Here is a 26,402-nt window from a genome sequence, read left to right as displayed (position 1 = left end):
TCCATAGCTGAGTTTATTATTTATAATTATTGAGTAAATATTTTAATGTTTTCTAATAGTTAAAAATAAACTATATCTTTGAGTTAAGAAATATAATCTTATGTTTAACCTTTAAAATAATAATTATGCAGCCTATCTTTAAATATTGCCCGAATTGTCAAAGCTCTGACCTTAATTTTAGTAATGGAAATAAGATTTATTGCTCAAATTGTGATTTTGAATATTATCATAATACTGCTGGAGCTGTTGCTGTTATTATTCAAAAAAATGATGAGATACTACTTACTGTCAGAAATAAAGATCCAAAAAAAGGTTTTCTTGATTTGGCTGGAGGTTTTGTAGATCCGGCCGAAACTGTTGAACATAGTTGTGCAAGAGAATTGGAAGAAGAACTAAAAATAGTTATAGATAAGTCTAAACTTAAATATATCAATTCAAATCCTAATACTTATGTATATAAAGATATTCTTTATAATACTATAGATTTATTTTTTTTATACAGAGATGATCATTTAATTATAGAAGATTTTGACTCACTAGAATTAAATGGATTTGTCTGGAAAAAATTAGAGAGTATAAATCTGGATGAGCTAGCTTTTGAAAGCCAAAAGAAAACTTTATCTATGTTGATAAATAAAAAAAGAAACATATAAGCTTTTTTTTATTTACTATTTTAACTGTTGTTTATAATTTTTTAGATATAAAAAAAAGAAATGATTCTAAGCCATTTAGAATCATTTCTTTATTTTACTTTTACTAATTTTAAATTACTAAAATAGAAGTGTAAAGTAAAATATATAATTTCTCATTTTTTGGTTTGTGTTTGAAGCCTTTACTTCGTATGCCACTAATATAATAAAATATTTGAAAGGCGTATGCTAAACGTAAAAAAAATCATAATTTTATTTATATACCTTAGCAAATAATAACATTAATAATTAATAATCAGTTAATTATGTAAAAATATTTTTTTTATAAAAATTATTTTTACAGGTGTATCTGCTACACTTTTCAATCATTTTAGTATTTTTATGCAATCAAAAACCTAACATTTTTGATTGCAAGAATATGAAAGATGAGACATTTTACGAAAAAGTGTATCAAATTGTAAAAAAAATTCCTGTGGGTAAGGTTACTACTTATGGCTTAATTGCAGAATATTTGGGCACTAAAAAGTCTGCTCGTTTAGTAGGCTATGCAATGAACAATTCACATTCTTTACAAATTCCCGCCCACCGAGTAGTTAATAGAAATGGCTTGTTAACAGGTAAACATCAATTTCCTATTCCTACACTCATGCAGGAATTACTGGAAAATGAAGGAGTAATTATTAAAAATGATCAAATAGTTAATTTTACGGACTGTCTTTGGATTCCTAAAGACCAAAATAATTTATAAAAGGTATTTTTTTTTTACTAATTTCGCAAATTAGAAACATCTAACAATTGAGTAAGAAATCCCTACAAGAAGTTCATCAGTCGGTAGATACTGATAGTTCAAAGAAGTGGCGTCGTATTTTCGCATTTTTCGGCCCAGCTTATCTCGTTGCGGTGGGTTATCTGGATCCGGGTAACTGGGCAACTGATATAGCCGGAGGTAGTAAGTTTGGTTATGCTCTTATCTGGGTATTGCTAATGAGCAATATTATGGCCTTACTCTTACAATCACTAAGCGCCAGATTAGGAATAGTCAGAGGGCTAGATTTAGCTCAGACAAACCGTGAATATTATCCAAAATGGATGAATTATATTCTTTATGGGTTTGCTGAAATTGCTATAGCGGCAACGGATCTGGCAGAAGTTTTAGGAATGGCCATAGGTCTACAGCTACTTTTTGGTCTGGATTTGATATGGGGTGTATGGATTGCAGCATTGGATACATTACTTTTATTAGTTCTTCAAAGATTCGGAATTCGAAAAATGGAGGCATTCATCATTGCTTTAGTCAGCATTATTGGTGGTTGTTTTCTTATGGAAATGTTTCTGGCTAAACCTGATTTAGGTGAAGTCGTTAAAGGATTTAAGCCTACTTTACCTAACAATGAAGCGCTATATATTGCTATTGGTATTATTGGAGCAACAGTAATGCCTCATAATTTATACCTGCATTCGGCACTCGTGCAAACCAGAAAAATAAAACGTGATTATAAATCCATTAAAAATGCAATTAAATATAATTTTTATGACAGTCTAATAGCTTTAAATATGGCCTTTTTTGTTAATGCTGCTATATTGATTTTAGCTGCAGCAACCTTTTACAAGGCTGGACTTCATGATGTTGCCGGTTTACATGATGCTCATAAAATGCTATCTAATTTATTAGGTCCTTTGGCTCCATTTCTTTTTGCAATTGCTTTAATTGCCGCCGGACAAAGTTCAACTGTAACAGGTACATTAGCTGGACAGATTGTTATGGAAGGTTATCTGCATTTTCGTATGAATCCTGCATTAAGAAGATTACTAACCCGAATGCTTGCTATCATTCCAGCTGTAATTGTAATTAGTATACTTGGGGAAAATTCTGTTGATGAAATGCTAATTTTCAGTCAGGTACTGTTGAGTATGCAACTAGGGTTTGCCGTAATTCCTTTGATTCATTTTGTAAGTGATAAACAAAAGATGGGGAAATTTGTAATTAAACTACCAGTAAAAATATTATCATGGATTGTGTGTACTGTTATTGTTCTTTTAAATATTAAACTTATATATGATGAGGAAATAAATTTATACAACAGTCCTGATGTATCAATCTTTATTAAGCTTTTACTTGGTGGTGTTTCTTTGGGTATGCTACTATTCCTTGTCAGTATACTTGTATATCCTTGGATAAAGAAAACTCAAAAACTTAATTACTCTGTTCATAAAACCCGTATACAGAAAAAAATTGGTGAAATTCCACCTTTTGAAACTATTGGTTTGGCTTTAGATTTTAGTGAAAACGATAATCGTGTGTTGAATTATCTTCCATTAATAGCTGATTTAAATACCAGTATAATTTTATTTCACGTTACCGAAAGTGCATCAGCCAATTATTACGGAAAAATGGCTGATGATTATGAGGTTAAATTTGATCAAAACAAATTGGAGGATTATAAAAAGTTACTTCATCAGGAAGGCTATACAACAGTTGAAACCTGCCTGGGATTTGGTACTCCAGCTGTTAATTTACCTAAACTAATCAAAGAAAATAATATTGATTTGTTATTGATGGCCAAACATGGACATAAAGGATTGGGTGATTTCATTTTTGGAACTACTACTAAACAACTTAAAAATAAAGCTGACATCCCTATATTAATAGTATAAATTGCGATTAAATTTATATTGATTATTTGACATAAAAGTAATTAAGTCCGAATGTACGTCGTTCGTAAACTTTTCGGACTTATATATTACAGAATCTATTATTTGTTTGTTAAATCCAAAGCTGATTGAGGGTATCTTTCTCCAGTATCTGGATATTTTGATATTATATTTTCTACTTCAATAATTTCATTAGTAGTAAGTTCTATTTCTACTGATTTTGCATTTATTTCTAAGTATTTTCTCTTTTTTGTACCTGGAATGGGAATAATATTGTCTCCTTTTGAAAGCAACCATGCTATAGCTATTTGAGCTACATGCACATTTCTTCTTTTAGCAAAGTCGTTGAGTTCTCTCATTAAATTTTTATTATTTTCCAAATTCTTTCCCTGAAATCTAGGTAGTAATAAGCGTGCATCTCCTTCGTCAATTTTTCCTGAGAAATCTTCAGTAAACATGCCTCTGCCTAATGGTGAATATGGTATTAATGACATTCCTAACTGGTTTACAACATCTAAAATTTCACCCTCTATATTCCTGCTTAGTAATGAATATTCACTTTGTAAAGCTGAAATAGTATGAATTTTGTTTGCTTTTAAAATAGTTTGGGTTGAAGCTTCTGATAATCCGATATAGCGAATCTTCCCTTGTTTAACAAAATCAGCCATAGCTCCTATCGTTTCTTCAATCGGAACCTGCGGGTCTACCCGATGTAAATAGTATAAATCTATATACTCTGTTTGCAACCTTTTTAAACTTTCATGAAGAGCTTCATTTAACCATTGGGGTGAGCCATCAATCTTACTTGCTAACAAGTTACTTTTCTCATATTTTAATCCAAATTTACTAGCTAAAACAATCTTATCTCTGTTTTCTTTTAAAACATTACCTAATAGAAGTTCATTTGCCCCATTGCCGTAGAAATCGGCAGTGTCCCAAAAATTAATTCCTAAATCAATTGCCTTGTGTAGTGTAGCTAAACTTTCCTTATCATCTTGACCTGTATAAGCATGTGACATTCCCATACAACCTAATCCGATTGATGATATTTTAATTCCTGTACTTCCTAAGCTTCTGTATTTCATAATTCTTTTTTTTAGTACATCAAATGTAGCAACAACAAGATAAATTTAATTTAACAAATCAAAGCATTAGTTACACAAATCAAAGAGTAGGAAATCTTATTTCTTTAGGAGTACTTTTTGTGTGCTTTTTTACAAAATTTGTAAAATGAGAAGGGTATTCAAATCCTAAAGAATAGGCAATTTCTGATATTGTCCAATCTGTATTTTTTAACAAAGCCATAGATTCTCTTATAAGACTATCGGTTATTAAATGTCTGGACGTTTTACCCGTATTTTTTTTTAATGAATAATTTAAATGATTAACATGAACAGATAATTTTGAAGCAAAATCTTTGGGTGCTCGTAACTCTAAAGTCATTTCAGGAGAATCAAGAGGAAACTGATATTCCAATAATTCTAAAAATTGATAGGTTAATCGCTTAGAAGCATCAATACGAAATAAATCAATATTTGCCTGAGGTCTTAATTTTTGTAATTCATGAATTATTAGATGTAAATAATTTCGTATTATTTCTGTTTTATATAAATACTCTGAAGACATTTCCATAACTATCTTTTTAAAAATAGTATTCATATATTCCAGTTCATTTTCATTCATGAAAAATACAGGATTTGAAATTGAATTGAGTAAAGGTAGAAATTTGTCATTGTCTATATTTTTACAAACAAATTCTTGTGAAAACATACAAATCCACCCTTCTTGTACTTCGGATATAGGCGTCCATGAATATGGAATTCTAGGATTAGCCAAAAAAATTGCTGAATCTATGATGTTAAATTCTTTTTCTGCATACCGCAAAATACCTGAACCTTTAACCAATACTAATTTAAAAAAATCACGTCTTAAGTAGGTACCGTTACATCTCCATCTTGGAAAAATATTAAATTGACCGTCAAATGAATTATTAGAAGTTTTCAACTGTTTCATATCAGCAAAATCTACTTCAACGGGAATATCCTGAAAACTATTTATATACTTCATATTGTGAACATACAGTTTTATTATGAAATAAGGAAAACTATTAAATAAAAATTTCTCAAAACAATATTTATTTTTATCTTATAACCTTAGATATTATTTACTATGTTAATATAACTAAAAAAGCTACTAAAATTTCAGATTTTATTAGCCACTTTCAAACTTCAGTGCTGTGTATTTTAATTAAACTCAAAATTACAACGTATGAATTAATCGATTTTATATAATCTTAACCAGATATTTTTCTATCTTCCGTATTGTTGAGTTTATAATTTAAATTTATTTCATCCTTAATAAACTATTCTTAGCCAAAACATATTAGTTTGTATATTTATATCAATAAAAATTTTACTTCTTATGAAAGGGAATATTACTTTTCTGTTTTCTATTCTCAGCTTTATTTTTTTAAGCTGTTCTTCTAAGTCTGAAAATATACAAAAACTTACTATTGACTCTAAAAAACAAGAAAAGAAATTAAAAAATATATCTGTATTTGATAGTAATACTAAGACTATTCATGTTTTAGTTGCTTTATGTGATAACAAATATCAGGGTATAGTTCCTGTTCCTCCAAAAATAGGAAATGGACAAAATCCGGATCTAAATCTATATTGGGGTGCCGGATATGGAATTCGTACTTTCTTTAAAAAAAGTAAAGAGTGGGTCTTACTAAAATCGAAAAAGATTGATTCTATAAAGATGGAACGATTAATTTTTCAACATACCAAGAATAAAGAGTATTATCTGGTGGCTGATGATTATAATGGTAAATATATTAAAGATTGTACCAAGGATTTTTTATATAGTAGTGCTGGAAATTTGAATGATACTCTCACAATTAACAATTCAACTATTGGAATTTATGGAAATTCATCTCTTATATCTTACATTGGACATGATGGACTTATGGATTTTCAACTATCTGATTCTTTTAAAAATAACGATGAAAAAACAAGAGATATTATTGTAATCGCTTGCTTCAGTAAAAAATATTTTTCTCCTTATTTGAAAAATTCAAAAATTAATCCAATACTGTGGACTTCACATCTGATGGCTCCGGAGGCTTATACTTTACATGACGCTTTAACTGGTTATATTAATCAGGAATCTAACGAAAAAATAAGGATGAGAGCAGTTCTTGCATATTCTAAATATCAGAAATGTAGTGAAAAAGCAGCCAGGAATTTACTTGTAAGCGGTTGGTAAAATCATTTTAAAGAAAAATATAAAATCTTTCATTAACCCACTAATTATTATTTTAACAGCATTTAGTATTAGTGTTAAAACTTATATGTCCGTTTATAAAACGTAAATGTTTTTTATCCTTTAAAGTAACAGTTTTTTTAATCCTAATGATTTATTAATTACTGTAGATATCTTATCATATTTTCTAATTTAGCTGTAAGAATATATTCTTTAATCCTACTAATCAAGCCAGGCTATAATAGTAAATCTTTCCGTATATTATGTCCTGATGGACTTTTCTGTATTTTTATAACTTCTACTGTATACAATCCGATACTCCGTAAAAATCATCCACAGTAATTAACTATGATCTTAATTAATGAACTTCTTCATTTTAAGCGATTCCTTTTTTGAATGTTTTCAGATGGTTCTTAGATGAACCAAATTAATGCTAAATAAAAAGACTCATATATCTTTCAATTTACCCAGTTTTATCCGAAAATAAGTTATATATACATATTCTTTCCTTAACACTAAAAAATTGGCCTTAAACTAGCAATACTAAACATGAAAATCATGTTACTATTATTTTTATTTCTTAGGTATATATAATGTTTAATTGATAAAAGATTATATCTATTTTGTGTAAGCAAAGAAATAGATCATTTTTTACATTTTTTAGCAGTTTTTAAGTTTAAAAAAGAAATATGCTAAGTTCAAAGGTTCTCTGTAAAATTTATTATCGCAGATAGAGACATTACGGTAATATAGTTTTATGTAATTGTAGATGCCGTAGTATTAGTATTAGTTTTCCTTGATTTTAGCAATAGCAATATGCTGATTATCACTCCCAAAATGACAATTACTAAAGCCTAAATATAATAAACAGAAATACTCTTACGAGCATTGAATTTCATGTGATTAGAAAAGTTATTGAAAAACAGAGTTATAAATTAATCTATTACTTTATATTGAGGTAAATAATTTCAACTGTATATATATCTTCGTATATAAAGATAAAATTTTAGTATAAAATGAAATTAAAGGCAGTATTCTAAAATGATAAAAGCTGCTAGAAATTAGCAGCTTTTAAAATATGTCTTGTTTGTATATTTTTATATTCTGATGAATCCTGATATCTTAACATCAGAATCAACTGATTTTACATAATCTTCAACAGATACTTTTTCACCCATGATGTAATCTTGTTTTACTAAAGTATTATCTTTAAAGAATTTGTTTAATTTTCCTTTTGCTATATTTTCTAGCATAGCTTCTGGTTTTCCTTCCTGACGTAATTGATCTTTAGCTATTTCTAACTCTTTTTCAATAATTGATGAATCCACTTGTGTTTCATCTAAAGCTATCGGATTCATAGCTGCAACCTGCATAGAAATATTTTTAGCTACTTCAGCAGCATTATCAAAAGCTTTTGATAAACCTACTGCAGAAGCAATTTTATTTCCAGCATGTATGTAAGCTCCTACAAATGGGGCTTCAAGAGTTTTGAAATCTGCAATTTCAATTTTTTCACCTATAACTCCGGTCTGTTCAATTAATTTTTCGCTGATTGGAAGACCGTTGTAATCTGCTGCCAATAATTCTTCTTTAGATGAGAAGTTAAGTGCTAGATTTGCAAAGTCTGTTGCTAGTTTTACAAAATCTTCATTTTTGGCAACAAAATCTGTTTCACAGCTCAATTTAATGATAGCAGCTTTTGTATTATCTGAATTTACAGCAGCAATTACAGCACCTTCAAGACTTTCTCTATCAGCACGGTTAGCGGCTACTTTCTGACCTTTTTTTCTTAATAAATCAATTGCTTTATCGAAATCTCCTTCGGCTTCTACTAAAGCTTTTTTTGAGTCCATCATTCCAGCTCCTGTAACGTTTCTTAGTTTTGCTACATCTGCTGCTTTTGGTGAATATGACATTTTATTTTGATTATTTTAATTAAACTTTATAAATTTTATTCTTCAGTCTCGTTGTTATCATCAACAACTACATCAGCTTCCTCTTCAACTAAGATATCATCATCATCGTTAGCATCATCTTTAGCTTTAGATTTTTCAGCTTTTTCAGCTTTTCTAACGCTTAACCCTTGTTTGATAGAGTTAGAGACAGTTTCTAGAATTAAATCGATTGATTTTGATGCATCATCATTACCTGGTATAGGGAAATCAACTAATAAAGGATCAGAGTTTGTATCTACGATAGCAAAAACAGGTATTCCAAGTTTTTTAGCCTCTGTAACAGCAATGTGTTCTCTTAAAATATCTACAACAAATAATGCAGATGGTAAACGTGTCATATCAGCAATAGAACCTAAATTTTTCTCTAATTTAGCTCTTTGACGATCAACTTGCAGTTTTTCTTTTTTAGAAAGAGTTTCGAAAGTTCCATCTTTTTTCATTCTGTCGATAGAGTTCATTTTCTTAACTGCTTTTCTGATAGTTACAAAGTTAGTTAACATACCACCTGGCCATCTTTCAGTGATGTAAGGCATGTTTACAGATTCCGCATGTTTTGCAACAATATCTTTTGCTTGTTTTTTTGTAGCTACAAAAAGAACTTTTCTTCCTGAAGTAGCAATTTTTTCTAAAGCATTAGATGCTTCTTCTAATTTTACCGATGTTTTGTGTAAATCGATAATATGGATTCCGTTTTTCTCCATAAAGATATACGGAGCCATGTGCGGATTCCATTTTCTGGTAAGGTGCCCAAAATGCACACCTGCATTTAAAAGGTCTTTTACATTAACTTTTGCCATGTCTTTTTTTAGTTTACGTTCCGCTGTTCATGCAATCAACATCAAAGTATTTTGAGTTTGGATGCTAAACTAGACGGCAAGTTTATAATTTTAAATTGTTTTAAAAAACTAAATATAAAATAACCACTAACAAGGGTAGTGGTTATCTTTATTATTTCAGAAATATTAACGTTTAGAGAACTGGAATCTCTTACGTGCTTTTTTCTGACCAAATTTCTTTCTTTCTACCATTCTTGGGTCTCTGGTAAGAAGCCCTTCTGGTTTCAATACTGCTTTGTTCTCTTCACTGATAGATACTAAAGCTCTGGATACAGCTAGTCTGATTGCTTCAGCCTGTCCTGTAACTCCTCCTCCGAAAACATTAACTTTAATGTCATACTGACCTAAAGTTTCAGTTAGTAAAAACGGTTGAGTAATTTTATATTGTAATACTTCTGTAGGGAAATACACTTTATAATCTTTTCCATTGATAGTAAATTCTCCTTTTCCTTCAGAAAGGTAAACTCTTGCTACAGATGTTTTTCTTCTTCCTATTTTGTGTGTAACTGCCATTATTATTTCTTAAATGAAAGCGTTAATATCTAAAGTTTTTGGCTGCTGAGCATCTTGTCCATGCTCTGTCCCTTCATATAAATACAAGTTTTTAAGGACTTTTCTTCCTAGTTTATTTTTAGGAAGCATCCCTCTTACTGCATATTCCAATAATCTCTTAGGATCTTTAGCTTTTACATCAGAAACGCTTGCAAATTTTTGCCCCCCAGGATAACCCGTGTGTCTTATATACTCTTTTTGCTCTGTTTTGTTTCCAGACAAAGCAATTTTTTCTGCATTAATAACAACTACATTATCTCCACAATCTGCATGAGGCGTGAAATTTGTTTTATGTTTTCCGCGTAAAATTTTAGCTAGCTTAGAAGCTAAACGACCTAATTGCTGTCCTTCTGCATCTACAAGTAACCACTCTTTGTTTGCAGTTTCTTTGTTAGCTGATACGGTTTTGTAACTTAGTGTATTCACTTTTATTTTTTTACCTTTATTAAAATATAATTACCCTAAACAGGGTTGCAAATTTATAAAAGTTTTTTGATTTAACAAATATATTATAATATTTTTCTACACATTTATTTAACACAGTTAATTTTAGTAGTTTTGTTATTCATAAAAAAATATATGAAACATGTATTAAATATATTTCAATAAATGCATAGAAATAATTTTGATTTTCTTAGGATTCTTTTTGCAGTACTTGTAATAATTTCTCATTCCTATGATTTATCTACACCGGAAAATCAAACTACTTCTATTTTACACCCAGTTATAAACTCCATATCTCTTTCATATTGGGGAGTAAGGGGTTTTTTTGTGATAAGCGGATATCTAGTTTTACAAAGTTTAATCAGAAGTAATTCAGTCATTTCTTTCTTATGGAAACGAATTGTACGTATTTTCCCGGGTTTGATTTTAATACTAATCTGTACTTTATTATTACTCCCATTTTTTTACACATCACCAATTCCTTATTGGAAAAATTCTGAGGTACTAAGTTATTTTCCCTCTAATTTAAGCCTTTTTCAACTTCAATACGACATAAAAGGGATTTTTGAAAACAATCCTTATCCTAAAATAATAAACGGTTCACTTTGGACTCTACGTTATGAATTTTTTTTCTATCTATTGCTAAGTCCACTTTTTTTCTTGAAAATGAATATAAAATTAATCCGGATAATATTGATTTTCAGTTATATTTTAAGCTATATTTTATATTTTTATTTTTCCAGTTCCAATAGCTCATATTTTAATATCAAACTTCATTTTACTGATTTATCGTTATTTTTTTTAGCAGGTTGCATATTTGCTACATTTAATGTATCCGTTACAATAAATTCTAAACTTTACATTTTATTGATAACCCTTATTATTTTAATCAGTTTTATTTCAAAAGAAATAGTTGATTACCTAAAGTATGTATATTATCCTGTTTTAATTATTTTATTTGCCAATATGTATATAAAGCCTTTAGAATATATCCCATTAAAATTCGGAGATTTATCTTATGGTATTTATTTATCTGCATTCCTTATTCAACAATCAATTCTTAGTACATTTTCAATAAGTCCTATAAATCTAATGTTTGCAACTATTTTCATTTCATCTATCTACGGTTTTCTATCCTGGAATTTCATTGAAAAAAGAGCTTTAAGTTTTAAATATTTATTTTAAAAAAAATAATATCTTTACATTGAACTATTTTACATCCCATTTCAATTTTTATGAAAAATTTCTTTTTATTTTTTTTTATTTCTGCATTTTGTTTTTCTCAAAACAGCAGATGGACTGATTATTTTTCATATTTCAATATTAAAAAAATAGAAAAGTCAAATGATTTACTCCTATGCTCTACTGAAAACGGATTATTTAGCTATAATGAGAATTCTGGGGAGTTAAAAAAAATATCCAAAGTCAGTGGTCTTCATGAGGTTAAAGTAAATGCATTTACTTATAATACCAATAACAATTCTGTTATAATTGGTTATAGTAATGGTAAATTAGATATCGTCAAAGATGGAGAAGTTCATTTGATAGTAGATATTCCTTTTGAACAAAATTATCAGGGGAGTAAACAAATCAATCATATTGATACAGATGGAGATTATGCTCTGCTTTCACTAGATTTTGGTATTTCAGTTTTTGATCTTAAAAGAATGGAATTCAGAGAAACTTGCTATTTTAAAAACGGTTTAACTTATTATAAGGTTAATAAAGCCGCAATTTTAGACAATAAGATATATGCTGCAACGGATTATGGTATTTATTCTCATGAAAATAACGGATTGATACCTAATTTTGCATCCTGGAATGTTTATTCGTCAGGTACAGCTTATGCTCATATAGCTAAATTTAATTCCTCTTTGATAATCGGTACAAAAACTAATTTAATTTCCACAAGTTCAAACGGCACTTCGTGGCAATCTATCGGTAGTTATCCAAATCTCAAAGATATTGTCCCTACTACATCCAAATCTATATTGATTGTTCAAGACAAGATTATTTCAGTATTAAATGAAAATTTTGTAAAAACTAACACAGTAAGCTATTCTGAAAGTCTAAACACCGGATATTTATCCAATGGAATTATATATGCCGGCACTCAATTGAAAGGAATTCAAAAAAACAATCAATTTATAGCTCCTGATGGCCCATATAATAATTCATCCTATTCCATTAATCTTTTAGATAATAAAATTTGGATTGCACCGGGTGGAAGAAATAATGATAACTTGTATCGCCCTATCTCGAATACGTATGGCTACTACTATTTTAACGGAAATATCTGGGAGCACATTGCTTATGATAAAATGAACAAGGAATTATATCCTATGCGAGTCATTCCCAACCCTTCTAATCTTAACGAAACATACGTATTTTCTTATTTAAATGGCCTTATAAAAATGGTTGATGCTAATCTTTCTGTAATATTTAATAGAAATAATTCTCCGATCAAATTTTATGAAAGATTAACAGGAGGAGCTTATGATAACAAGGGGAATCTTATTGCCTTGCAAGCTTACGCACTTAATGGTAGTAAACCCCATAATTCGTTGATTTTTAAAACCCAAAACGATCAGTTTGCTTACATAGATCTTACTTCTGTTGCTTTAAGTAATTCCGATAGCTCCACTATGAACCCATATGTTGATGACAAAGGTTATGTTTGGATTCCTGCACAAAGGGGAAATGGCTTAGTTGTCTATAATTATAATAATACTCCCTTAAATACTGGTGACGACAAGATATATGTTATTGAAAATAAGGAAAATAAAGGGAATTTACCCAGTAATAATGTTATCTGCGTAACTCTGGATAATTCTAATACAGCATGGATTGGAATGGATGTAGGATTACGAATATTTAGAAATCCGTATTCGTCTCTAGAAAGCGGAAGTTATAATGTTGAACGAGTTATCATCGAACAAAATGGCCTTGGAGAAGAAGTATTGAGAGACATAAGGGTTAACTGTATTGCAGTAGATGCTGCCAACAGAAAATGGGTGGGTACTCAAACTTCTGGGGTTTTTTACTTATCAGAAGATGGGAAAACGTTGTTAAATAAATTTAATTCTGATAATTCTCCAATTCCAACTAATATGATTACAGATATCCAAATTGATAAAAGCGGTGAAGTTTTTTTTGTAACTCCTTCAGGAGTGGTTTCTTACCGAGGAGACATTACTGATACCGGTGATAAATTTGGAGATATTTTAGCCTATCCCAATCCTGTGAGACCTGGATATACAGGAAATATAACTATCAAAGGTCTGGCACACGATGCCTTTGTAAAAATTACAGATGTTGCTGGTAATCTGGTCTATGAAACCAAAGCTCCGGGGGGTGTAGCCACCTGGAATGGGAATAATTTTAATAATAAGCCTGTTGCCTCGGGTATATATCTAGTTCTAATGAGCAATGCTGACGGAAGTGAGCATGCCACTACAAAAATAGCAGTTATCCGATAGTTTTAATTTTTTATGATACTAACATCTAAGGCGTTTATTCTTTCTTACCTGAAGTATGGAGATTCTTCCTATATCTTAAAATGTTATACCAAAGAATTTGGTTTTAAAAGTTTTATACTAAAGAATTCTTTTTCGAAAAAACAAAAAAAGAATCACCTTTTATTACTTTTAAACGAGATTGATATTTCCTTTTATCAAAAAAAAAATAATTCGTTAGAACTGATTAAAGATATATATCAGGGCTTTATTTTCACCAATATTCATACTGATATATACAAATCATCCATTATTACTTTTGTTAGTGAAGTATTGAATTATACTCTTAAAAACGAGAATATTCCGGATGCACAGTTATATCAGTTTATTTCTCAATCATTAACTACACTGGATAAGAAAGAGAAACAATATGCTGATTTTCACCTATATTTCCTTAAGGAATTTTCGAAATATATTGGATTTTATCCCTTAAACATAAACCAGGAATTTGCATATTTTAATTTGAGAGAGGGTGTTTTTTCAAATAAAAGGGATACACTAACCAAGGAACAAAATGCTTTTTTATGGAATACTCTTCTAGCGTATGAGTTCAATAATTTATCTGACAACTGTTTTAACGCCTCTCAAAGAAGCCAAATGCTGGAAGAGATACTCACCTACTACGAGACTCATTTAACTAACTTTAAAAGGCCTTTATCTTTAGATGTTTTAAAAGTAGTCTTCAGCTAATAAATTTAAGCAATTACACCACTTCCTATAAGTTCATCTTCTATATACCAGGCAGCAAACTGTCCACGGGTTATAGCTGATTGTGGCTGCGAGAACTCTATATACAAACCTTCATTATATTTATAAAGCGTAGCTTCTTGTAATGCTTGCCTGTATCGTATACGTACTTGTACATTTAAAGTCTGATCATTTTCAAGTTTTAAATCATCACGTATCCAATGTTCTTCTTCTGAATTTATAAAAAGAGCCTTTCTAAATAATCCTGGATGCTCTTTCCCTTCACCTACATATATAATATTTTCTTTGACATCGGTATCAAGGACAAAACAAGGTTCTATATGACCTCCTATTCCTAAACCTTTTCTCTGCCCAATAGTATAATAATGAGCTCCCTGATGGCTCCCGATAACCTTACCCTCTTCTTTTTTATAAATTATGGGGGTGGAGAGATATTTTAATTCTTCTTGTTTCGTATCAAAATCTGTGTGTATCTTTTTTGTGCCGTACCCCGAAAACTCTTTGGATATTTCTATTAGCTCTCCTTTTTTCGGTTTTAACTGTTGCTGTAAAAAGTCAGGCAAACTTACTTTACCTATGAAGCATAATCCTTGCGAATCTTTTTTATCGGCGGTTACCAGTCCCATTTCTCGAGCTATGTCCCGAACTTCAGGCTTGGTTAAATTCCCTATAGGAAACAACGATTTTGATAATTGATACTGACTTAGCTGACATAGAAAATAAGATTGATCTTTATTGGTATCAACTCCTTTTAATAATCTGTAAACCTTTTCATTATTTTTAGAAAAAGACTCTACTCTTGCATAGTGTCCGGTTGCTACTTTTTCTGCCCCCAAAGATAAAGCTGTCTTTAGAAATATATCAAATTTGATTTCTCTATTACAAAGAACATCCGGATTAGGAGTTCTTCCCAGCTCATATTCGTGAAACATATAATCTACAATTCTTTCTTTATATATTTCTGATAAATCAATTACCTGATAAGGTATTCCCAATTCCTGAGCAATTAAAAGTGCATCATTGCTATCTTCAACCCACGGACATTCGTCTTCTAATGTAAACTCTGCATCATTCCAGTTCCTCATAAAAAGCCCGACAACTTCATGTCCTTCTTTTTGTAATAAATAGGCGGCTACACTTGAATCTACTCCACCTGACAATCCTACTACAACTTTCATTTTGTTTACTTTATTTAAATTAAATTGAAAAAGCATACTCTGAACAGAGTATGCTTTATATATAATATAATTTCTCTATTCTTTTATTTTGCCGGTTGATTTTCCGGATATCTGGCTAAAGAAAGCTCTTTAGAGATTGCAGATCTTTCAAATTTAATTTTACCTGCCATGGTTTCAATAATAACTCCGCTGTCCTGAACTTCTGCTACTTTACCATGTATACCTGATGTAGTAACTACTTTTGTCCCTGGTTTTAAATTTTCCTGGAAATTTTTTTCTTGCTTTTGTTTTTTTGTCTGAGGTCTGATAAAAAAGAAATAGAAAATTACAAATAGTAAAGCGAGTGGTAAAAAAGCCATCCAGTCTATTCCTTGTTGTGCTTGTAAAATTATTGTTAACATATTTTTATTATTCTTTGATTTTTATTGTTATTTTATTTTTGCCTGAAATTGGATAACTTTTGTTTTAAAATTTCCTGATACTGCAATTGTCTTTAAAACAGCACCATCAAAGTTTGAGGAATCAAAAGTTACAGTAATAAATCCTTTTTTCCCAGGAAAAACAGGTTCTTTAGTATACTCAGGTGTTGTACATCCGCAAGAAGGACGTACTTCAGAAATAACTAAAGGTTTTTTACCTGTATTTGTAAATTTGAATTCGTGAGTTACTTTATCTCCTTTTTTTATTTCTTTGAAATCATAATTATCTGCATCAAAAGTAATCTCAGATTCATCCGTAATTCCAGGTACTTGACCAGCTCCATCACTGGATGTTTCACTTGGATTAACTGCTGATTCCTCCGATTTAGATTTTGCTTTATTACAACTGCTCAAAGTTAACAGACACCCTATAAAAAGAATTATTATTTTTTTTACTATCATTGTAACTACTTAATTATTAAACTTTGTTTGTATCACGGGCATATCTATCCAGAATACCATTGATAAAAACATTACTTTTTGTACTTGAATAAACTTTTGCTAATTCTATACACTCATTGATAACAACTTTTGCGGGAACCTGTGGAAAATGATTCAATTCAGTAAAGCCCATGGATAAAATGATTTTATCAATTTCGGCAATTCTGTCCAGTTCCCAATTATTAGAACGTTCACCTATTAATTTTAAACATTCAGAATAATGTTTAATGGTTGTTCTGAAAAGATTTTTAGCAAATGCTTCCCCTTCGTCAGATTTTAATACTTGTATCAGTGTATTAGATGCTTTTCCTTCTTCCAATGCTTTAATAGTTTTTAATGTCATATTATTTGCAATATGAACATCATCAGCCCAAGAAAGCTTAAGCTCTTCAAACCACTCATACATGGTATCATTATCCGCAATATATTTCAAAAAGAGTTTTAAGATAATTCTTTTGTCCGATTCAAAATCGGGCGTTTTATTATCCATATACTCCAAATAACTTCTAGATAGCTGAAATTTCTTGAAAATCATAGCCGGATAATTGTTATTCAGATGCCAAGATAATTCTAAATGCTTATCTGAATATTCTTTTCTGGCTTTATTATCTTCTAATAAATCGAAGATTTTATTTTCTACAAATTTAAGATTCGGATTTTTTTCCTCGTCCGTAGCAAACCTTTTTTGCTTTTTACGCTCTATAACTTCCAGAGCATATTCTTTTACAGCCAATAATAAATTTAATTCATATACATACAAATCATAAATTTCATCTATTGACTGAAACATTCGACCTTCTACATAGTCTATATCGTTCCCTCCTACATTATATGCATAAAGGGCCTGTAGAATTTTTTCTCTAATTTGCCTTCTTCCTAACACAACAATTATTTTTTAAGAACTTTTTTGTTATTATTTTTTAGTGTTATCACATTATAAATTAATCTACTTTGTTTCAGCAGAATTTGATTGTTGTGAAGTGTTTACAGGCTGATTTTTTTCCTGGTTAGATGATGAATAAATGGTGGGTTTTGCAATCATAACTGAAGCAAAAATTGATAAAATAACAATTACAGCTCCTAATGTCCAGGTTGCTTTATCCATAAAATCATTAGTTTTCTGAACTCCAAACATTTGAGTTCCTCCTCCTCCAAATGTGGAGCTAAGACCACCTCCTTTGGGGTTTTGTGATAATACAACTAATACCAACAAAATGCAGGCAATAGCTATAAATATCATTACTATTCCGTAAACAGTATCCATATTATTTTGAATTTTTTAATTTTCTTATTTTCTTAATTTCTGTTGCAAAATAACTACTTTTTTCCGGATATTTCAAACTTAATATTTTAAAAGCCGTTATTGCCGTATCGTATTTTCCCTGTTCTACATACAACTGGGCTAACGTTATAGTCATTAAATTTGCAATATCTTTTATTTCTTCCTTTTTAAAACTTATATCCTGCTTAGTTGAAATTTCTTTTTTCGGTGTTGTAATTTTAGGATTTGTTTCGATAAACTTATCAATTACATCTTTTTGTTTCTCCTGCTCCTCAGAAGTTTTTTCTTTAGAGTCTTCATCATCAATAACCACTTTTTTACTTGATAAAGAGAGCCACTCATTGAAAGATAATTTTTCAACTGTAGACAATTTATCTTTAGAACTATTTTCAGGCTCTTGTATATTTTCAACTTTTGCCGATTCATTACCTGTAGGTTCAGGAACTGAATTAACAATTTCTTGTACCTCTTCTATTTTTTCTACTGATTTAACAACTTCTTCAACGAAATTATTTTCTTTTTCTTCCGTACTATGATTACTTTCTTCTGAGACTTCAGCCTTCAACATTTCGTCTATCTCATCAATTTCATGTTTACTGTTCCCCTGATCTGCTTCATTAAATTTTTCAGAGTTAGAGTTGGTAAATAAATGAGATATACCTAATTTATTAATAAACGAATTTTTTTCTCCTTGCTTATCTTCAACTGTCAATTTTTCTTGCGGGTTCTCGTTTCCAAGTTGCATAACATTTATCTGATTTTCCGATTGAAAATTTTGTTCTTCTTTTACTTCCACCTTTTCATCATTAGAATGACAAGAATGCTCAGACTTATCTGCCTCAACCATTATATCCATAATGACTGGTAATGAGCCATTTTTTTTATCAAGTGTTAAGATCTTTTTTATAACTTCACCTGTATTAGTATAAATTGAGGCTTTTTCTACAACCTGTGTTTCTTCTTGTTGCGAATATAAGTGATTCCATCGTAATTTTAACATATGAAATGCAGAAACATATGGGTATCTTAACAATTCTTGATCTATAGTAACTCTATCGGACACAAGTGTTTGTTCCGGATTTAGTATTAATTCTATGATTCTGTTACTATCCATCTACCAGTCTGCTACAATTGCTGTAAATATTTGATCTATAATTCTTTGATTAATTTTTTGAGAAAGATCATCCTGAACATTGATTAATAGTTGAGTACTTGAATAATCTTCGTAATCTGAAAATGTCTTTTCAAAACTTTTATCTGGTTGTTTTTTATTATCATATCTTACTGCAACAGTTATGGTAAGACGATTCTGTGTTGCCTGATCGGAATTACTTTGAATATTTACCGGGTTGGTTGAAAAATTTGTTATTTCTCCTTCAATAGTTATATCCGGATCTACGTTAGTTTCAACTAACTTAGTTCTTTGATTAAATCGGTTTTGTAAAGCCGTTGTAAAATCAACACTAAGGTTAGGACTTTGATAAGCCGATAAATTTGGGAATGATTTTATTTCCACTGTTTTAATACTGGGATCTAATGAAGAACCCGTAAAAGAATAGCAGCCCGATAGAATTGAAAACAATATAGCGGCTATTAAATAGGAAAATTTATTCTTCAATATCATATTGCTTTATTTTTCTATATAGTGTTCTTTCTGAAATTCCCAATTCTTTAGCGGCTAACTTACGTTTTCCATTGTATTTTTCCAAAGCTTTTCTAATCAATTCTTCTTCTTTTTTTTGAAGAGAAAGTGATTCCGGCTGACTGGACACCTCTTCAAAGTCATAATCGTCCACATCTTCATGGAAATTATTCACTGAGGCTACTGCGGGTAAGTCCGGCTTGTTATCATAATATACCAAAGACTCTGTTGCAGGAACATCATAATCTTTATACACTCTTTGAAAAAGATCTTTTTCATTAGGTGTAAGACTCATATCTCCTTTGTTTTTAATTAAGTCTAAAGTCAAAGCTTTCAAATCATTTAAATCTTTTTTCATGTCAAACAAAAATTTATATAAAATTTCTCGTTCTGAAGAAAAATCTGAATGTTTTTCATCTTTATTAGGAATATTAATCAGGGAAGTGGTTTGAGGTATATCTTTTAAATATTCTTTCACATTGTTTAAAGTCATGTCCCTTTTAGTTTCAACTACTGTAATTTGTTCTGTGAAATTACGTAATTGCCTGATATTTCCCGGCCAAAAATACTGTTGCAGATAGGCTATTGATTCATCTGATAAATGAATAGCCGGCATCCTGTATTTTTCTGAAAAATCAATTGCAAATTTCCTAAATAACAAAGGAATATCATCTTTTCTTTCTCTTAATGCAGGGATGTCTATCTGTACTGTATTCAATCTGTAATATAAGTCTTCTCTGAAATTACCTTTTTTGATTGCATCCAGCAGATTGACATTGGTAGCAGCAACAATTCTAACATTGGTTTTTTGTATATTGGAAGAACCTACTTTTAAAAATTCACCACTTTCAAGAACTCTAAGCAGCCTTACCTGTGTCTGTAAGGGGAGCTCTCCTACTTCATCAAGAAAAATAGTTCCTCCATCTGCTACCTCAAAATAACCTTTTCTCACCTTATCCGCACCTGTAAAAGCTCCTTTTTCATGTCCGAAAAGCTCTGAGTCTATCGTTCCTTCGGGAATAGCACCACAGTTTACAGCTATATATTGTTTATGCTTTCTGGGTGACAGGTTATGGATTATCTTTGGAATAAACTCTTTTCCTACTCCACTTTCTCCCATTACTAAGACTGAAATATCAGTAGGTGCAACCTGAATCGCTTTTTCCAAAGCTCTGTTTAAGGCTACATTATTTCCTATAATTCCAAACCTTTGTTTAATATTTTGTAATGAGTCCATAAATGTCTATTGTTTTTCTCCTATCAAAGTTGCTGATGTACAATCTATTACCCCTACCAGTACAAAATCCCCGATATTAGTATTTTCAGTTTTAGGAAAAACGACTACTGCATTCTGTGAAATTCTCCCATACCAATAATCTTGACTTTTTTTACTTGTACCCTCAATTAATACTTTATGTGTTTTACCTACATACGAATTCATTCTTTGCAACGATAACTTCTGCTGCATAGCTATAACCTCAGATAACCTTCTCTTTTTGATATCCGCAGGAACATCGTCCTCCATTTTTTTATGAGCAGGAGTTCCCGGTCTTTCTGAATAGGCAAACATGTATCCGAAATCATATTGAGCATATTCCATCAAGCTTAATGTATCTCTATGCTCTTCTTCGGTCTCTCCGCAGAATCCGGTTATCATATCATGTGAAATGGCACAATCAGGAACTATTTCTCTGATTTTATCTAATAATTCCATATATTCTTCACGGGTATGCTGGCGATTCATTCTTTCTAAAACCGTAGTACTTCCACTTTGAACAGGTAAATGAATATATTTACAAATGTTATCGTGTTTTGCCATTACATAAAGCACATCTTCGTTCATATCCTGAGGATTTGAAGTTGAAAACCGAAGACGTGTGTCCGGATGTGCTGTAGCCACTAAATCTAATAAGTGTGCAAAATTCACTGCTGTTGCTTTTTGAAGTTCTGTAGCTTTATTAAAATCTTTTTTGGGTCCTCCTCCATACCATAAATAACTATCTACATTTTGGCCTAAAAGAGTTATTTCTTTATATCCGTTAACAACCAGTTCACTACATTCTTTTAGAACGGAATGCGGATCGCGACTTCTTTCTCTTCCTCGAGTAAAGGGTACTACACAGAATGTACACATATTATCGCATCCACGGGTAATTGAGACAAATGCCGTTACACCGTTTCCTCCTAAACGAATGGGGCTTATGTCCGCATAAGTTTCTTCTTTGGATAATAGTACATTAATTGCATTTCTGCCATCATCTGTATCTTTTAATAAGTTAGGCAAATCTCTATACGCATCAGGTCCAACAACTAAATCAACAAGGTGTTCCTCTTCTAAAAATTTAGTTTTTAATCTTTCCGCCATACATCCTAAAACCCCTATAGTTAAATTAGGTTTTTGTTTTTTTAGCGTATTAAACTGCGAAAGTCTTTTTCTGACTGTTTGTTCAGCTTTTTCTCTAATAGAGCAGGTGTTAAGCAAAATTAAATCTGCTTCTTCCAATTGTGCTGTTGTATTATAACCTTCCTCATTTAATATAGAGGCAACTATTTCACTGTCAGAGAAATTCATTTGACACCCATAACTTTCCAAAAATAATTTTTTTGAATTTTGAGTGGTACTTTCCATAACAAGTACTTCTCCCTGTCTACCTTCTATAAATTCTTTTTCCATATATTAATTTACCATTTTAAAGTATGGTTTTTCAAACTAAAATTTGCATTAATATGCAAAGATAGAAATTTATATGCCAAGTTGACAGATTTTTTAGTTTTATTCTAAGAAACCATTGGTTAAAGCTTTTGTAACAAATGCTTTTATGGAGATAAGACCATTTCGAAGAAACCGGTAAATTGCTGTAAAAATAATACCCAACCTATTATTACCAATGTACCCACTATAGCTCCGAAAAAGCCTCCGATATAAAAATCGGACTGCTTTAGCATTCCTGTACTGTAAACAATTGCATTGGGAGGTGTTGAAACTGGTAAAAATAATCCACAGGATGAACAAAGACCGACAACCAACCCAACCGGTAATATTTGCTCAGGTGGCAAGACAACAGCTGCAATGTTAATAACAATTGTTGCTGTGGCAGTACTACTCATAATGTTAGAAAAAACAATAGTTACCAAAGCAAAAACTATCATAATAAAGTATTCGTTAAATTGTGCATTTCCTAACAATTGAGAATAATAAGGAGCTAATAATTCTTTGATAGCAATACCCAGGGACAAACCTCCGGCAACCAGCATTAGTGTATCCCAAGGTAATTTTCGTATATCTTCCGCCGTAATAATACCCAGCATAGGCAAAAACATAATAGGAATTCCTGCTGTAGCTGCTGTAGGTATATTCAGCCTGCTGCCCATCATCCACAAAACTACGGTTATGATAAGGATAATTACTACAAACAAACGTTGTAATTTAATTTTTGCCGGCAATTCTGAATTTATGTCAAGAAAATCTAAATCAATTTTTTCTACTTTGGATGTATATTTTTGTTTAAGTATCAGCCAGAAGACTATGAGCAATACCAGCGCTACCGGTAGTCCAAGGATCATCCAATCAAAAAATGAAACATCTATCCCTTTTGATTTTAATGCATCTACAACGATAAGATTAGGAGGTGAGGAAATTAAACTTCCCATACCCGCAAAAGTTGCTGATGCAGGTATACATAAAAGGATAGCTTTTGACATAGGTGAATTTTCTCCTTCTCTTGCTAAAAAAGGCATGACTGCAGCCAGAATCATTGCTGAGGTTGCAGTATTTGAAATAATTAATGATAAACAAGATGTGGTTAACATAATCCCTAACAACATATTACCTGGTTTTGAACCAAAAATTGATATGGTGCCTTTAAACAAAGAGATATCTAAGCTTGTTTTTCTCATTCCTTCACTTAAGAAAAAACCTCCAAGAAATATCCAAATAACACTATCCGACCAGGTATTGGAAATAGTTCTCGGATCTAAGGTTGAACCTTCAATGTTTCCCATAGTATAAATAAGAAACCCCATAATCATGATACCCACAGCAAAAGGAGGAATTGCTTCTGTAACCCAGAGAAGAATTGCAAAAATGAGAATAAACATAGTGTATTCTTGTGCTTTTGAAAATTCCACAGGAGAAATGAGATATGTTGCCGCAATTGACAATCCTAAAGAAAAGAAAAATAGCCCTACTTTGGTTTTTATATTCCAGACATCTAGTGATTTTTCAATGAGCAGGTCGCTATAACTTCTTATGTTGGTATTAATCTTTTTTAAATCCTGATTAATTTTGTGAAAGTCAAAATCCATAGTTGTCTGATCTGATAAGTTATATTTTTATTATAAAACTTTTTATTTGATGTTTATTTTTATTGCAAATATCATTCTTTTTTTACTTGATCTAACCTGATATTCTCCCGATAAATAAAATAATTATAAATTTGTCATTTATATTTAAAATTTAAGGAAATGGATTTAAACAATAAACTTTGGGTTTTTCAGTCAAATAGATTATTATCTTCTGTTGAAGAAAATCAGATAAGCGAAATTTTATCTAACTTTTTGGATAGCTGGGCAGCTCATGGAGCTGATCTTAAATCCAATTTAAAAATTTTAGATCACAAATTTATTATCATAGAAGTTGATGAAAATCAAACGAAGGCTTCAGGCTGTTCAATAGACAGTTTAAATCAATGTATCCGTCAGATTGATGCTGAATACAATCTTGAATTGTTAAATCGATTGCTTGTAAGCTTTGAATCAAAAGATGGAAAACTGGAGACTATCCCCATGAAACAGTTTAAAGAAAAAATAAAAACTTCTGAGATTGACGGAAATTCTTATGTCTATAATTTATCAGTAAGTTCTCCTGAAGAGTTTCAGTCTCAATTTAAATTACCTTTGAAAGAAAGCTGGGCTAAATCATATCTGACTTCCTAATTTTAAAGCAATCTGTTTTAAAATGTAAATTCTTTACCTGGTATTGCCTGATTTACATTGATTGTTTTTATAATTAATACAAAATCTGATTCTCCATTAGTACTTTTCACCTCTATTCTGTAAGGAAAGTATAACCCGGAAGCTTTTCTGAAATCACTAAAAGTTTTAGATTCTGATACACTTTCCTCTCGTATTAACTGATAAGATTTCATATCAAAATAATAGGTGGTTATATTGGTATTTTTTATTAATTTAATTTTATAACAGTTAGATTGTTCTATCTTCTCCGTACCTATAAAAACAGCCTGAAATCCTTTGTCTGAAAAATTAATTAAATCCGAATCAAAACTTTCCGGAACATAATCGGGTTTATTTACTAGTTTGTTAGACTGAAAATCGTATTGTATCGCTTTTTTACCATTATATGCATTTAATGTTATTTTTTTTCCCTGAACATACATATAGGTCTTATTCCAGTTTGGGCGTTGCTGATAGATTTCAACATTATAACTTTCATTTACACCTAAAACCATTTCTCCTTTAAGTACAACAGAATTAAATCCTCTCCATTTGGTCAAACCTCCTGTTATTTCCAAGTGTTTGGCTATAACTTCCTCTGCTGTTTGTGCTTTAATTATGATTGCGAAATTAAAAATCATCAACAGTATTAAATTGATTTTTTTCATGTTATTTCTTCTTTATTTAAAATTAAAAAATGTTACGTTAAAAAACCGGGTTAAATGATTATAACCCGGTTTTTAATATAATTAGTATATTTTTATATAAAAAAACTACATTGCTTCATATAAAGCTCTCAGCTTTTCCTTGGTCATTATTTTTTGCCAATCTTTTCCTAAAGCATTTTCCCACAAGGGAACCATACCGTATGAAACATTGATCATTATATCAAATTGTTCGTCTGTTAATCCTTTACAAATACCCTGAGGAATTTCAATATGATTTTTTTCAACCATATATTTAAATTCTTTTACTCCTTCAGGATAATATTCTTCTAACCGGTCAAATACTATACAGTTTCCGACTCCATGATGCGTTCCCAATAAATAAGACAAACCATAACTTACTGCATGTGCAATACCTACCTGTGAATAGGCTATACTCATACCCCCATGCCAGGAAGCCATCATCAAATCTTCGTCAGATTCATCATCCCATTCGTTTTTGTGAACATATACTTTCTGACACAGCTCCAGAGCTTTTTCACCATAACTTTTACTAAAAGCATTCAGATAGGTTCCGGTTAAAGATTCTATACAATGGATATAACAATCCATTCCTGTGAAGAATGCCTGATTTTTTTCTACTCCTTTTGCTAAAGCTGGATCCAGAATTACCTGATCAAATGGTGTGAAATCTGAATTAATACCCAACTTTCTTTCCGGACCGGTTAAAATACAAGTTCTGGAAACTTCTGCTCCTGTTCCACTGATGGTTGGAACTCCGACGTGATAAACTGCCGGATTTTTTACTAAATCCCATCCCTGATACTGAGCTGAAGAACCTTCACTATTCAGCATTATAGCTACTGCTTTTGCCGAATCCATTACACTTCCGCCACCAATTCCTATTACTCCGGATACTGTACCGAATTCTTCTTTTAAAGAATCTCGAATAGCATCAATACCTTTAGTCTTAGGTTCGTCAATTGTATCAATGAAAATAATTTTGTCTTTTCCTTTTAAAGGAATATTTTTTATTAATTCTTTCCCTTCAAAAACTTTATCTACTAAAAAGATAAACGGATATTCTTTATTTCTTTTTTCTTCAATAATTTCTGAAGTCTGATCAAAACTTCCGCGACCATAGACTACTCGCGGAACCATTGGGAAATTTCTGAATTTCATA

Annotated in this window: 26 protein-coding genes; 8 read left to right on the top strand and 18 right to left on the bottom strand. The window is 30.8% G+C overall.

Features of this window, described 5'->3' with window-relative positions; all coding sequences use genetic code 11:
* The first annotated feature begins 125 nt into the window (after nt 1-125).
* The 3 genes from EOV51_RS05245 to EOV51_RS05235 all read left to right on the top strand — a co-directional run bounded on the left by EOV51_RS05245 (nt 126) and on the right by EOV51_RS05235 (nt 3,305).
* The gene (locus tag EOV51_RS05245; protein WP_128150593.1) at nt 126-653 is read left to right on the top strand and encodes an NUDIX hydrolase; all 528 of its coding nucleotides are present in this window, start codon (nt 126-128) and stop codon (nt 651-653) included.
* Between the two features lie 415 nt (nt 654-1,068).
* Nucleotides 1,069-1,398 (top strand): MGMT family protein, encoded by a 330-nt coding sequence (locus tag EOV51_RS05240; RefSeq protein WP_128150591.1) that lies wholly within the window; start codon nt 1,069-1,071, stop codon nt 1,396-1,398.
* 47 nt (nt 1,399-1,445) lie between these two features.
* Complete coding sequence (locus tag EOV51_RS05235; protein ID WP_128150589.1) at nt 1,446-3,305, top strand: Nramp family divalent metal transporter; 1,860 nt, start codon at nt 1,446-1,448, stop codon at nt 3,303-3,305.
* Nucleotides 3,306-3,403: 98 nt separating this feature from the next.
* Here EOV51_RS05235 and EOV51_RS05230 read toward each other — a convergent pair whose 3' ends face one another.
* Together EOV51_RS05230 and EOV51_RS05225 are read right to left on the bottom strand one after the other, a co-directional pair.
* On the bottom strand, nt 3,404-4,387 hold the full coding sequence (locus EOV51_RS05230) for an aldo/keto reductase (protein ID WP_128150587.1): 984 nt from the start codon (nt 4,385-4,387) through the stop codon (nt 3,404-3,406).
* Between the two features lie 79 nt (nt 4,388-4,466).
* A complete protein-coding gene (locus EOV51_RS05225; protein ID WP_128150585.1) occupies nt 4,467-5,369 on the bottom strand; it encodes a helix-turn-helix domain-containing protein in 903 nt (300 codons plus the stop codon).
* A 354-nt stretch (nt 5,370-5,723) separates the two neighbouring features.
* Here EOV51_RS05225 and EOV51_RS05220 point away from each other — a divergent pair, with 354 nt between their 5' ends.
* On the top strand, nt 5,724-6,572 hold the full coding sequence (locus EOV51_RS05220) for a hypothetical protein (RefSeq protein WP_228427736.1): 849 nt from the start codon (nt 5,724-5,726) through the stop codon (nt 6,570-6,572).
* Nucleotides 6,573-7,666: 1,094 nt separating this feature from the next.
* Here the strand turns inward: EOV51_RS05220 and tsf are convergent.
* From tsf to rplM, 4 genes are all read right to left on the bottom strand, one after another.
* Nucleotides 7,667-8,485 (bottom strand): translation elongation factor Ts, encoded by an 819-nt coding sequence (tsf, locus tag EOV51_RS05215; RefSeq protein ID WP_128150583.1) that lies wholly within the window; start codon nt 8,483-8,485, stop codon nt 7,667-7,669.
* 35 nt (nt 8,486-8,520) lie between these two features.
* Complete coding sequence (rpsB, locus tag EOV51_RS05210; RefSeq protein ID WP_128150581.1) at nt 8,521-9,321, bottom strand: 30S ribosomal protein S2; 801 nt, start codon at nt 9,319-9,321, stop codon at nt 8,521-8,523.
* Nucleotides 9,322-9,486: 165 nt separating this feature from the next.
* Nucleotides 9,487-9,873, bottom strand: a complete 387-nt coding sequence (gene rpsI, locus EOV51_RS05205; protein ID WP_128150579.1) for a 30S ribosomal protein S9 — start codon at nt 9,871-9,873, stop codon at nt 9,487-9,489.
* Nucleotides 9,874-9,882: 9 nt separating this feature from the next.
* Nucleotides 9,883-10,338 carry a 50S ribosomal protein L13 gene (rplM, locus tag EOV51_RS05200; protein WP_128150577.1) on the bottom strand — a complete coding sequence of 152 codons (456 nt, stop codon included), beginning with the start codon at nt 10,336-10,338 and terminating at the stop codon, nt 9,883-9,885.
* A gap of 183 nt (nt 10,339-10,521) precedes the next feature.
* On the opposite strand from rplM, the gene EOV51_RS05195 reads away from it, so the two are divergent.
* Genes EOV51_RS05195 through recO form a run of 3 tightly spaced genes read left to right on the top strand, consistent with a single transcriptional unit; the run spans nt 10,522 to nt 14,561 of the window.
* Nucleotides 10,522-11,541, top strand: coding sequence for an acyltransferase family protein (locus EOV51_RS05195; protein ID WP_128150575.1), 1,020 nt, complete (start codon nt 10,522-10,524; stop codon nt 11,539-11,541).
* 50 nt (nt 11,542-11,591) lie between these two features.
* Nucleotides 11,592-13,835 (top strand): type IX secretion system anionic LPS delivery protein PorZ, encoded by a 2,244-nt coding sequence (gene porZ / locus EOV51_RS05190; protein WP_128150573.1) that lies wholly within the window; start codon nt 11,592-11,594, stop codon nt 13,833-13,835.
* Between the two features lie 12 nt (nt 13,836-13,847).
* Nucleotides 13,848-14,561: a DNA repair protein RecO gene (gene recO, locus EOV51_RS05185; RefSeq protein WP_128150571.1), complete on the top strand. Its 714-nt coding sequence runs from the start codon at nt 13,848-13,850 to the stop codon at nt 14,559-14,561.
* A gap of 5 nt (nt 14,562-14,566) precedes the next feature.
* Here the strand turns inward: recO and mnmA are convergent, their stop codons facing one another.
* The 10 genes from mnmA to EOV51_RS05135 form a co-directional block, all read right to left on the bottom strand.
* Nucleotides 14,567-15,793 carry a tRNA 2-thiouridine(34) synthase MnmA gene (gene mnmA / locus EOV51_RS05180; RefSeq protein ID WP_128150569.1) on the bottom strand — a complete coding sequence of 409 codons (1,227 nt, stop codon included), beginning with the start codon at nt 15,791-15,793 and terminating at the stop codon, nt 14,567-14,569.
* A gap of 47 nt (nt 15,794-15,840) precedes the next feature.
* Nucleotides 15,841-16,158 (bottom strand): preprotein translocase subunit YajC, encoded by a 318-nt coding sequence (yajC, locus tag EOV51_RS05175; RefSeq protein WP_128150567.1) that lies wholly within the window; start codon nt 16,156-16,158, stop codon nt 15,841-15,843.
* 27 nt (nt 16,159-16,185) lie between these two features.
* Complete coding sequence (locus EOV51_RS05170; RefSeq protein ID WP_128150565.1) at nt 16,186-16,638, bottom strand: DUF1573 domain-containing protein; 453 nt, start codon at nt 16,636-16,638, stop codon at nt 16,186-16,188.
* A gap of 16 nt (nt 16,639-16,654) precedes the next feature.
* On the bottom strand, nt 16,655-17,560 hold the full coding sequence (gene nusB, locus EOV51_RS05165; RefSeq protein ID WP_128150563.1) for a transcription antitermination factor NusB: 906 nt from the start codon (nt 17,558-17,560) through the stop codon (nt 16,655-16,657).
* Between the two features lie 63 nt (nt 17,561-17,623).
* Nucleotides 17,624-17,941, bottom strand: coding sequence for a preprotein translocase subunit SecG (secG, locus tag EOV51_RS05160; RefSeq protein ID WP_181951010.1), 318 nt, complete (start codon nt 17,939-17,941; stop codon nt 17,624-17,626).
* Between the two features lies 1 nt (nt 17,942).
* Complete coding sequence (locus EOV51_RS05155) at nt 17,943-19,073, bottom strand: hypothetical protein (RefSeq protein WP_128150561.1); 1,131 nt, start codon at nt 19,071-19,073, stop codon at nt 17,943-17,945.
* Nucleotides 19,074-19,583, bottom strand: coding sequence for an LptE family protein (locus EOV51_RS05150; RefSeq protein WP_128150559.1), 510 nt, complete (start codon nt 19,581-19,583; stop codon nt 19,074-19,076).
* Nucleotides 19,567-20,838 carry a sigma-54 interaction domain-containing protein gene (locus EOV51_RS05145; protein WP_128150557.1) on the bottom strand — a complete coding sequence of 424 codons (1,272 nt, stop codon included), beginning with the start codon at nt 20,836-20,838 and terminating at the stop codon, nt 19,567-19,569. The genes EOV51_RS05150 and EOV51_RS05145 overlap by 17 nt, the downstream gene beginning before the upstream one ends.
* A 6-nt stretch (nt 20,839-20,844) precedes the next feature.
* Nucleotides 20,845-22,275 carry a tRNA (N6-isopentenyl adenosine(37)-C2)-methylthiotransferase MiaB gene (gene miaB / locus EOV51_RS05140; protein WP_128150555.1) on the bottom strand — a complete coding sequence of 477 codons (1,431 nt, stop codon included), beginning with the start codon at nt 22,273-22,275 and terminating at the stop codon, nt 20,845-20,847.
* 143 nt (nt 22,276-22,418) lie between these two features.
* Nucleotides 22,419-23,906: an SLC13 family permease gene (locus tag EOV51_RS05135; protein WP_128150524.1), complete on the bottom strand. Its 1,488-nt coding sequence runs from the start codon at nt 23,904-23,906 to the stop codon at nt 22,419-22,421.
* A gap of 159 nt (nt 23,907-24,065) precedes the next feature.
* Between EOV51_RS05135 and EOV51_RS05130 the strand changes: the two genes are divergently transcribed.
* On the top strand, nt 24,066-24,536 hold the full coding sequence (locus tag EOV51_RS05130) for a hypothetical protein (protein WP_128150522.1): 471 nt from the start codon (nt 24,066-24,068) through the stop codon (nt 24,534-24,536).
* A gap of 17 nt (nt 24,537-24,553) precedes the next feature.
* Here the strand turns inward: EOV51_RS05130 and EOV51_RS05125 are convergent, their stop codons facing one another.
* Both EOV51_RS05125 and EOV51_RS05120 read right to left on the bottom strand, forming a co-directional pair.
* On the bottom strand, nt 24,554-25,222 hold the full coding sequence (locus tag EOV51_RS05125) for a histidine kinase (protein WP_128150520.1): 669 nt from the start codon (nt 25,220-25,222) through the stop codon (nt 24,554-24,556).
* 105 nt (nt 25,223-25,327) lie between these two features.
* Nucleotides 25,328-26,401 carry an iron-containing alcohol dehydrogenase family protein gene (locus EOV51_RS05120; RefSeq protein WP_128150518.1) on the bottom strand — a complete coding sequence of 358 codons (1,074 nt, stop codon included), beginning with the start codon at nt 26,399-26,401 and terminating at the stop codon, nt 25,328-25,330.
* Nucleotide 26,402 lies beyond the last annotated feature (1 nt).

Origin of the sequence: Apibacter raozihei, assembly GCF_004014855.1 — a bacterium.
Classification (GTDB): Bacteria; Bacteroidota; Bacteroidia; order Flavobacteriales; family Weeksellaceae; genus Apibacter; species Apibacter raozihei.
This window is presented reverse-complemented; position numbering and strand designations above follow the sequence as displayed.

Bases quoted from the DNA above. Each gene is read 5' to 3' on its own strand.
- EOV51_RS05245 (WP_128150593.1), top strand. From the start codon at position 126: ATGCAGCCTATCTTTAAATATTGCCCGAATTGTCAAAGCTCTGACCTT.
- EOV51_RS05240 (WP_128150591.1), top strand. From the start codon at position 1,069: ATGAAAGATGAGACATTTTACGAAAAAGTGTATCAAATTGTAAAAAAA.
- EOV51_RS05230 (WP_128150587.1), bottom strand. From the start codon at position 4,387: ATGAAATACAGAAGCTTAGGAAGTACAGGAATTAAAATATCATCAATC.
- EOV51_RS05225 (WP_128150585.1), bottom strand. From the start codon at position 5,369: ATGAAGTATATAAATAGTTTTCAGGATATTCCCGTTGAAGTAGATTTT.
- EOV51_RS05220 (WP_228427736.1), top strand. From the start codon at position 5,724: ATGAAAGGGAATATTACTTTTCTGTTTTCTATTCTCAGCTTTATTTTT.
- tsf (WP_128150583.1), bottom strand. From the start codon at position 8,485: ATGTCATATTCACCAAAAGCAGCAGATGTAGCAAAACTAAGAAACGTT.
- rpsB (WP_128150581.1), bottom strand. From the start codon at position 9,321: ATGGCAAAAGTTAATGTAAAAGACCTTTTAAATGCAGGTGTGCATTTT.
- rpsI (WP_128150579.1), bottom strand. From the start codon at position 9,873: ATGGCAGTTACACACAAAATAGGAAGAAGAAAAACATCTGTAGCAAGA.
- EOV51_RS05195 (WP_128150575.1), top strand. From the start codon at position 10,522: ATGCATAGAAATAATTTTGATTTTCTTAGGATTCTTTTTGCAGTACTT.
- porZ (WP_128150573.1), top strand. From the start codon at position 11,592: ATGAAAAATTTCTTTTTATTTTTTTTTATTTCTGCATTTTGTTTTTCT.
- recO (WP_128150571.1), top strand. From the start codon at position 13,848: ATGATACTAACATCTAAGGCGTTTATTCTTTCTTACCTGAAGTATGGA.
- mnmA (WP_128150569.1), bottom strand. From the start codon at position 15,793: ATGCTTTTTCAATTTAATTTAAATAAAGTAAACAAAATGAAAGTTGTA.
- yajC (WP_128150567.1), bottom strand. From the start codon at position 16,158: ATGTTAACAATAATTTTACAAGCACAACAAGGAATAGACTGGATGGCT.
- EOV51_RS05170 (WP_128150565.1), bottom strand. From the start codon at position 16,638: ATGATAGTAAAAAAAATAATAATTCTTTTTATAGGGTGTCTGTTAACT.
- secG (WP_181951010.1), bottom strand. From the start codon at position 17,941: ATGGATACTGTTTACGGAATAGTAATGATATTTATAGCTATTGCCTGC.
- EOV51_RS05155 (WP_128150561.1), bottom strand. From the start codon at position 19,073: ATGGATAGTAACAGAATCATAGAATTAATACTAAATCCGGAACAAACA.
- EOV51_RS05150 (WP_128150559.1), bottom strand. From the start codon at position 19,583: ATGATATTGAAGAATAAATTTTCCTATTTAATAGCCGCTATATTGTTT.
- EOV51_RS05145 (WP_128150557.1), bottom strand. From the start codon at position 20,838: ATGGACTCATTACAAAATATTAAACAAAGGTTTGGAATTATAGGAAAT.
- miaB (WP_128150555.1), bottom strand. From the start codon at position 22,275: ATGGAAAAAGAATTTATAGAAGGTAGACAGGGAGAAGTACTTGTTATG.
- EOV51_RS05135 (WP_128150524.1), bottom strand. From the start codon at position 23,906: ATGGATTTTGACTTTCACAAAATTAATCAGGATTTAAAAAAGATTAAT.
- EOV51_RS05130 (WP_128150522.1), top strand. From the start codon at position 24,066: ATGGATTTAAACAATAAACTTTGGGTTTTTCAGTCAAATAGATTATTA.
- EOV51_RS05125 (WP_128150520.1), bottom strand. From the start codon at position 25,222: ATGAAAAAAATCAATTTAATACTGTTGATGATTTTTAATTTCGCAATC.
- EOV51_RS05120 (WP_128150518.1), bottom strand. From the start codon at position 26,401: ATGAAATTCAGAAATTTCCCAATGGTTCCGCGAGTAGTCTATGGTCGC.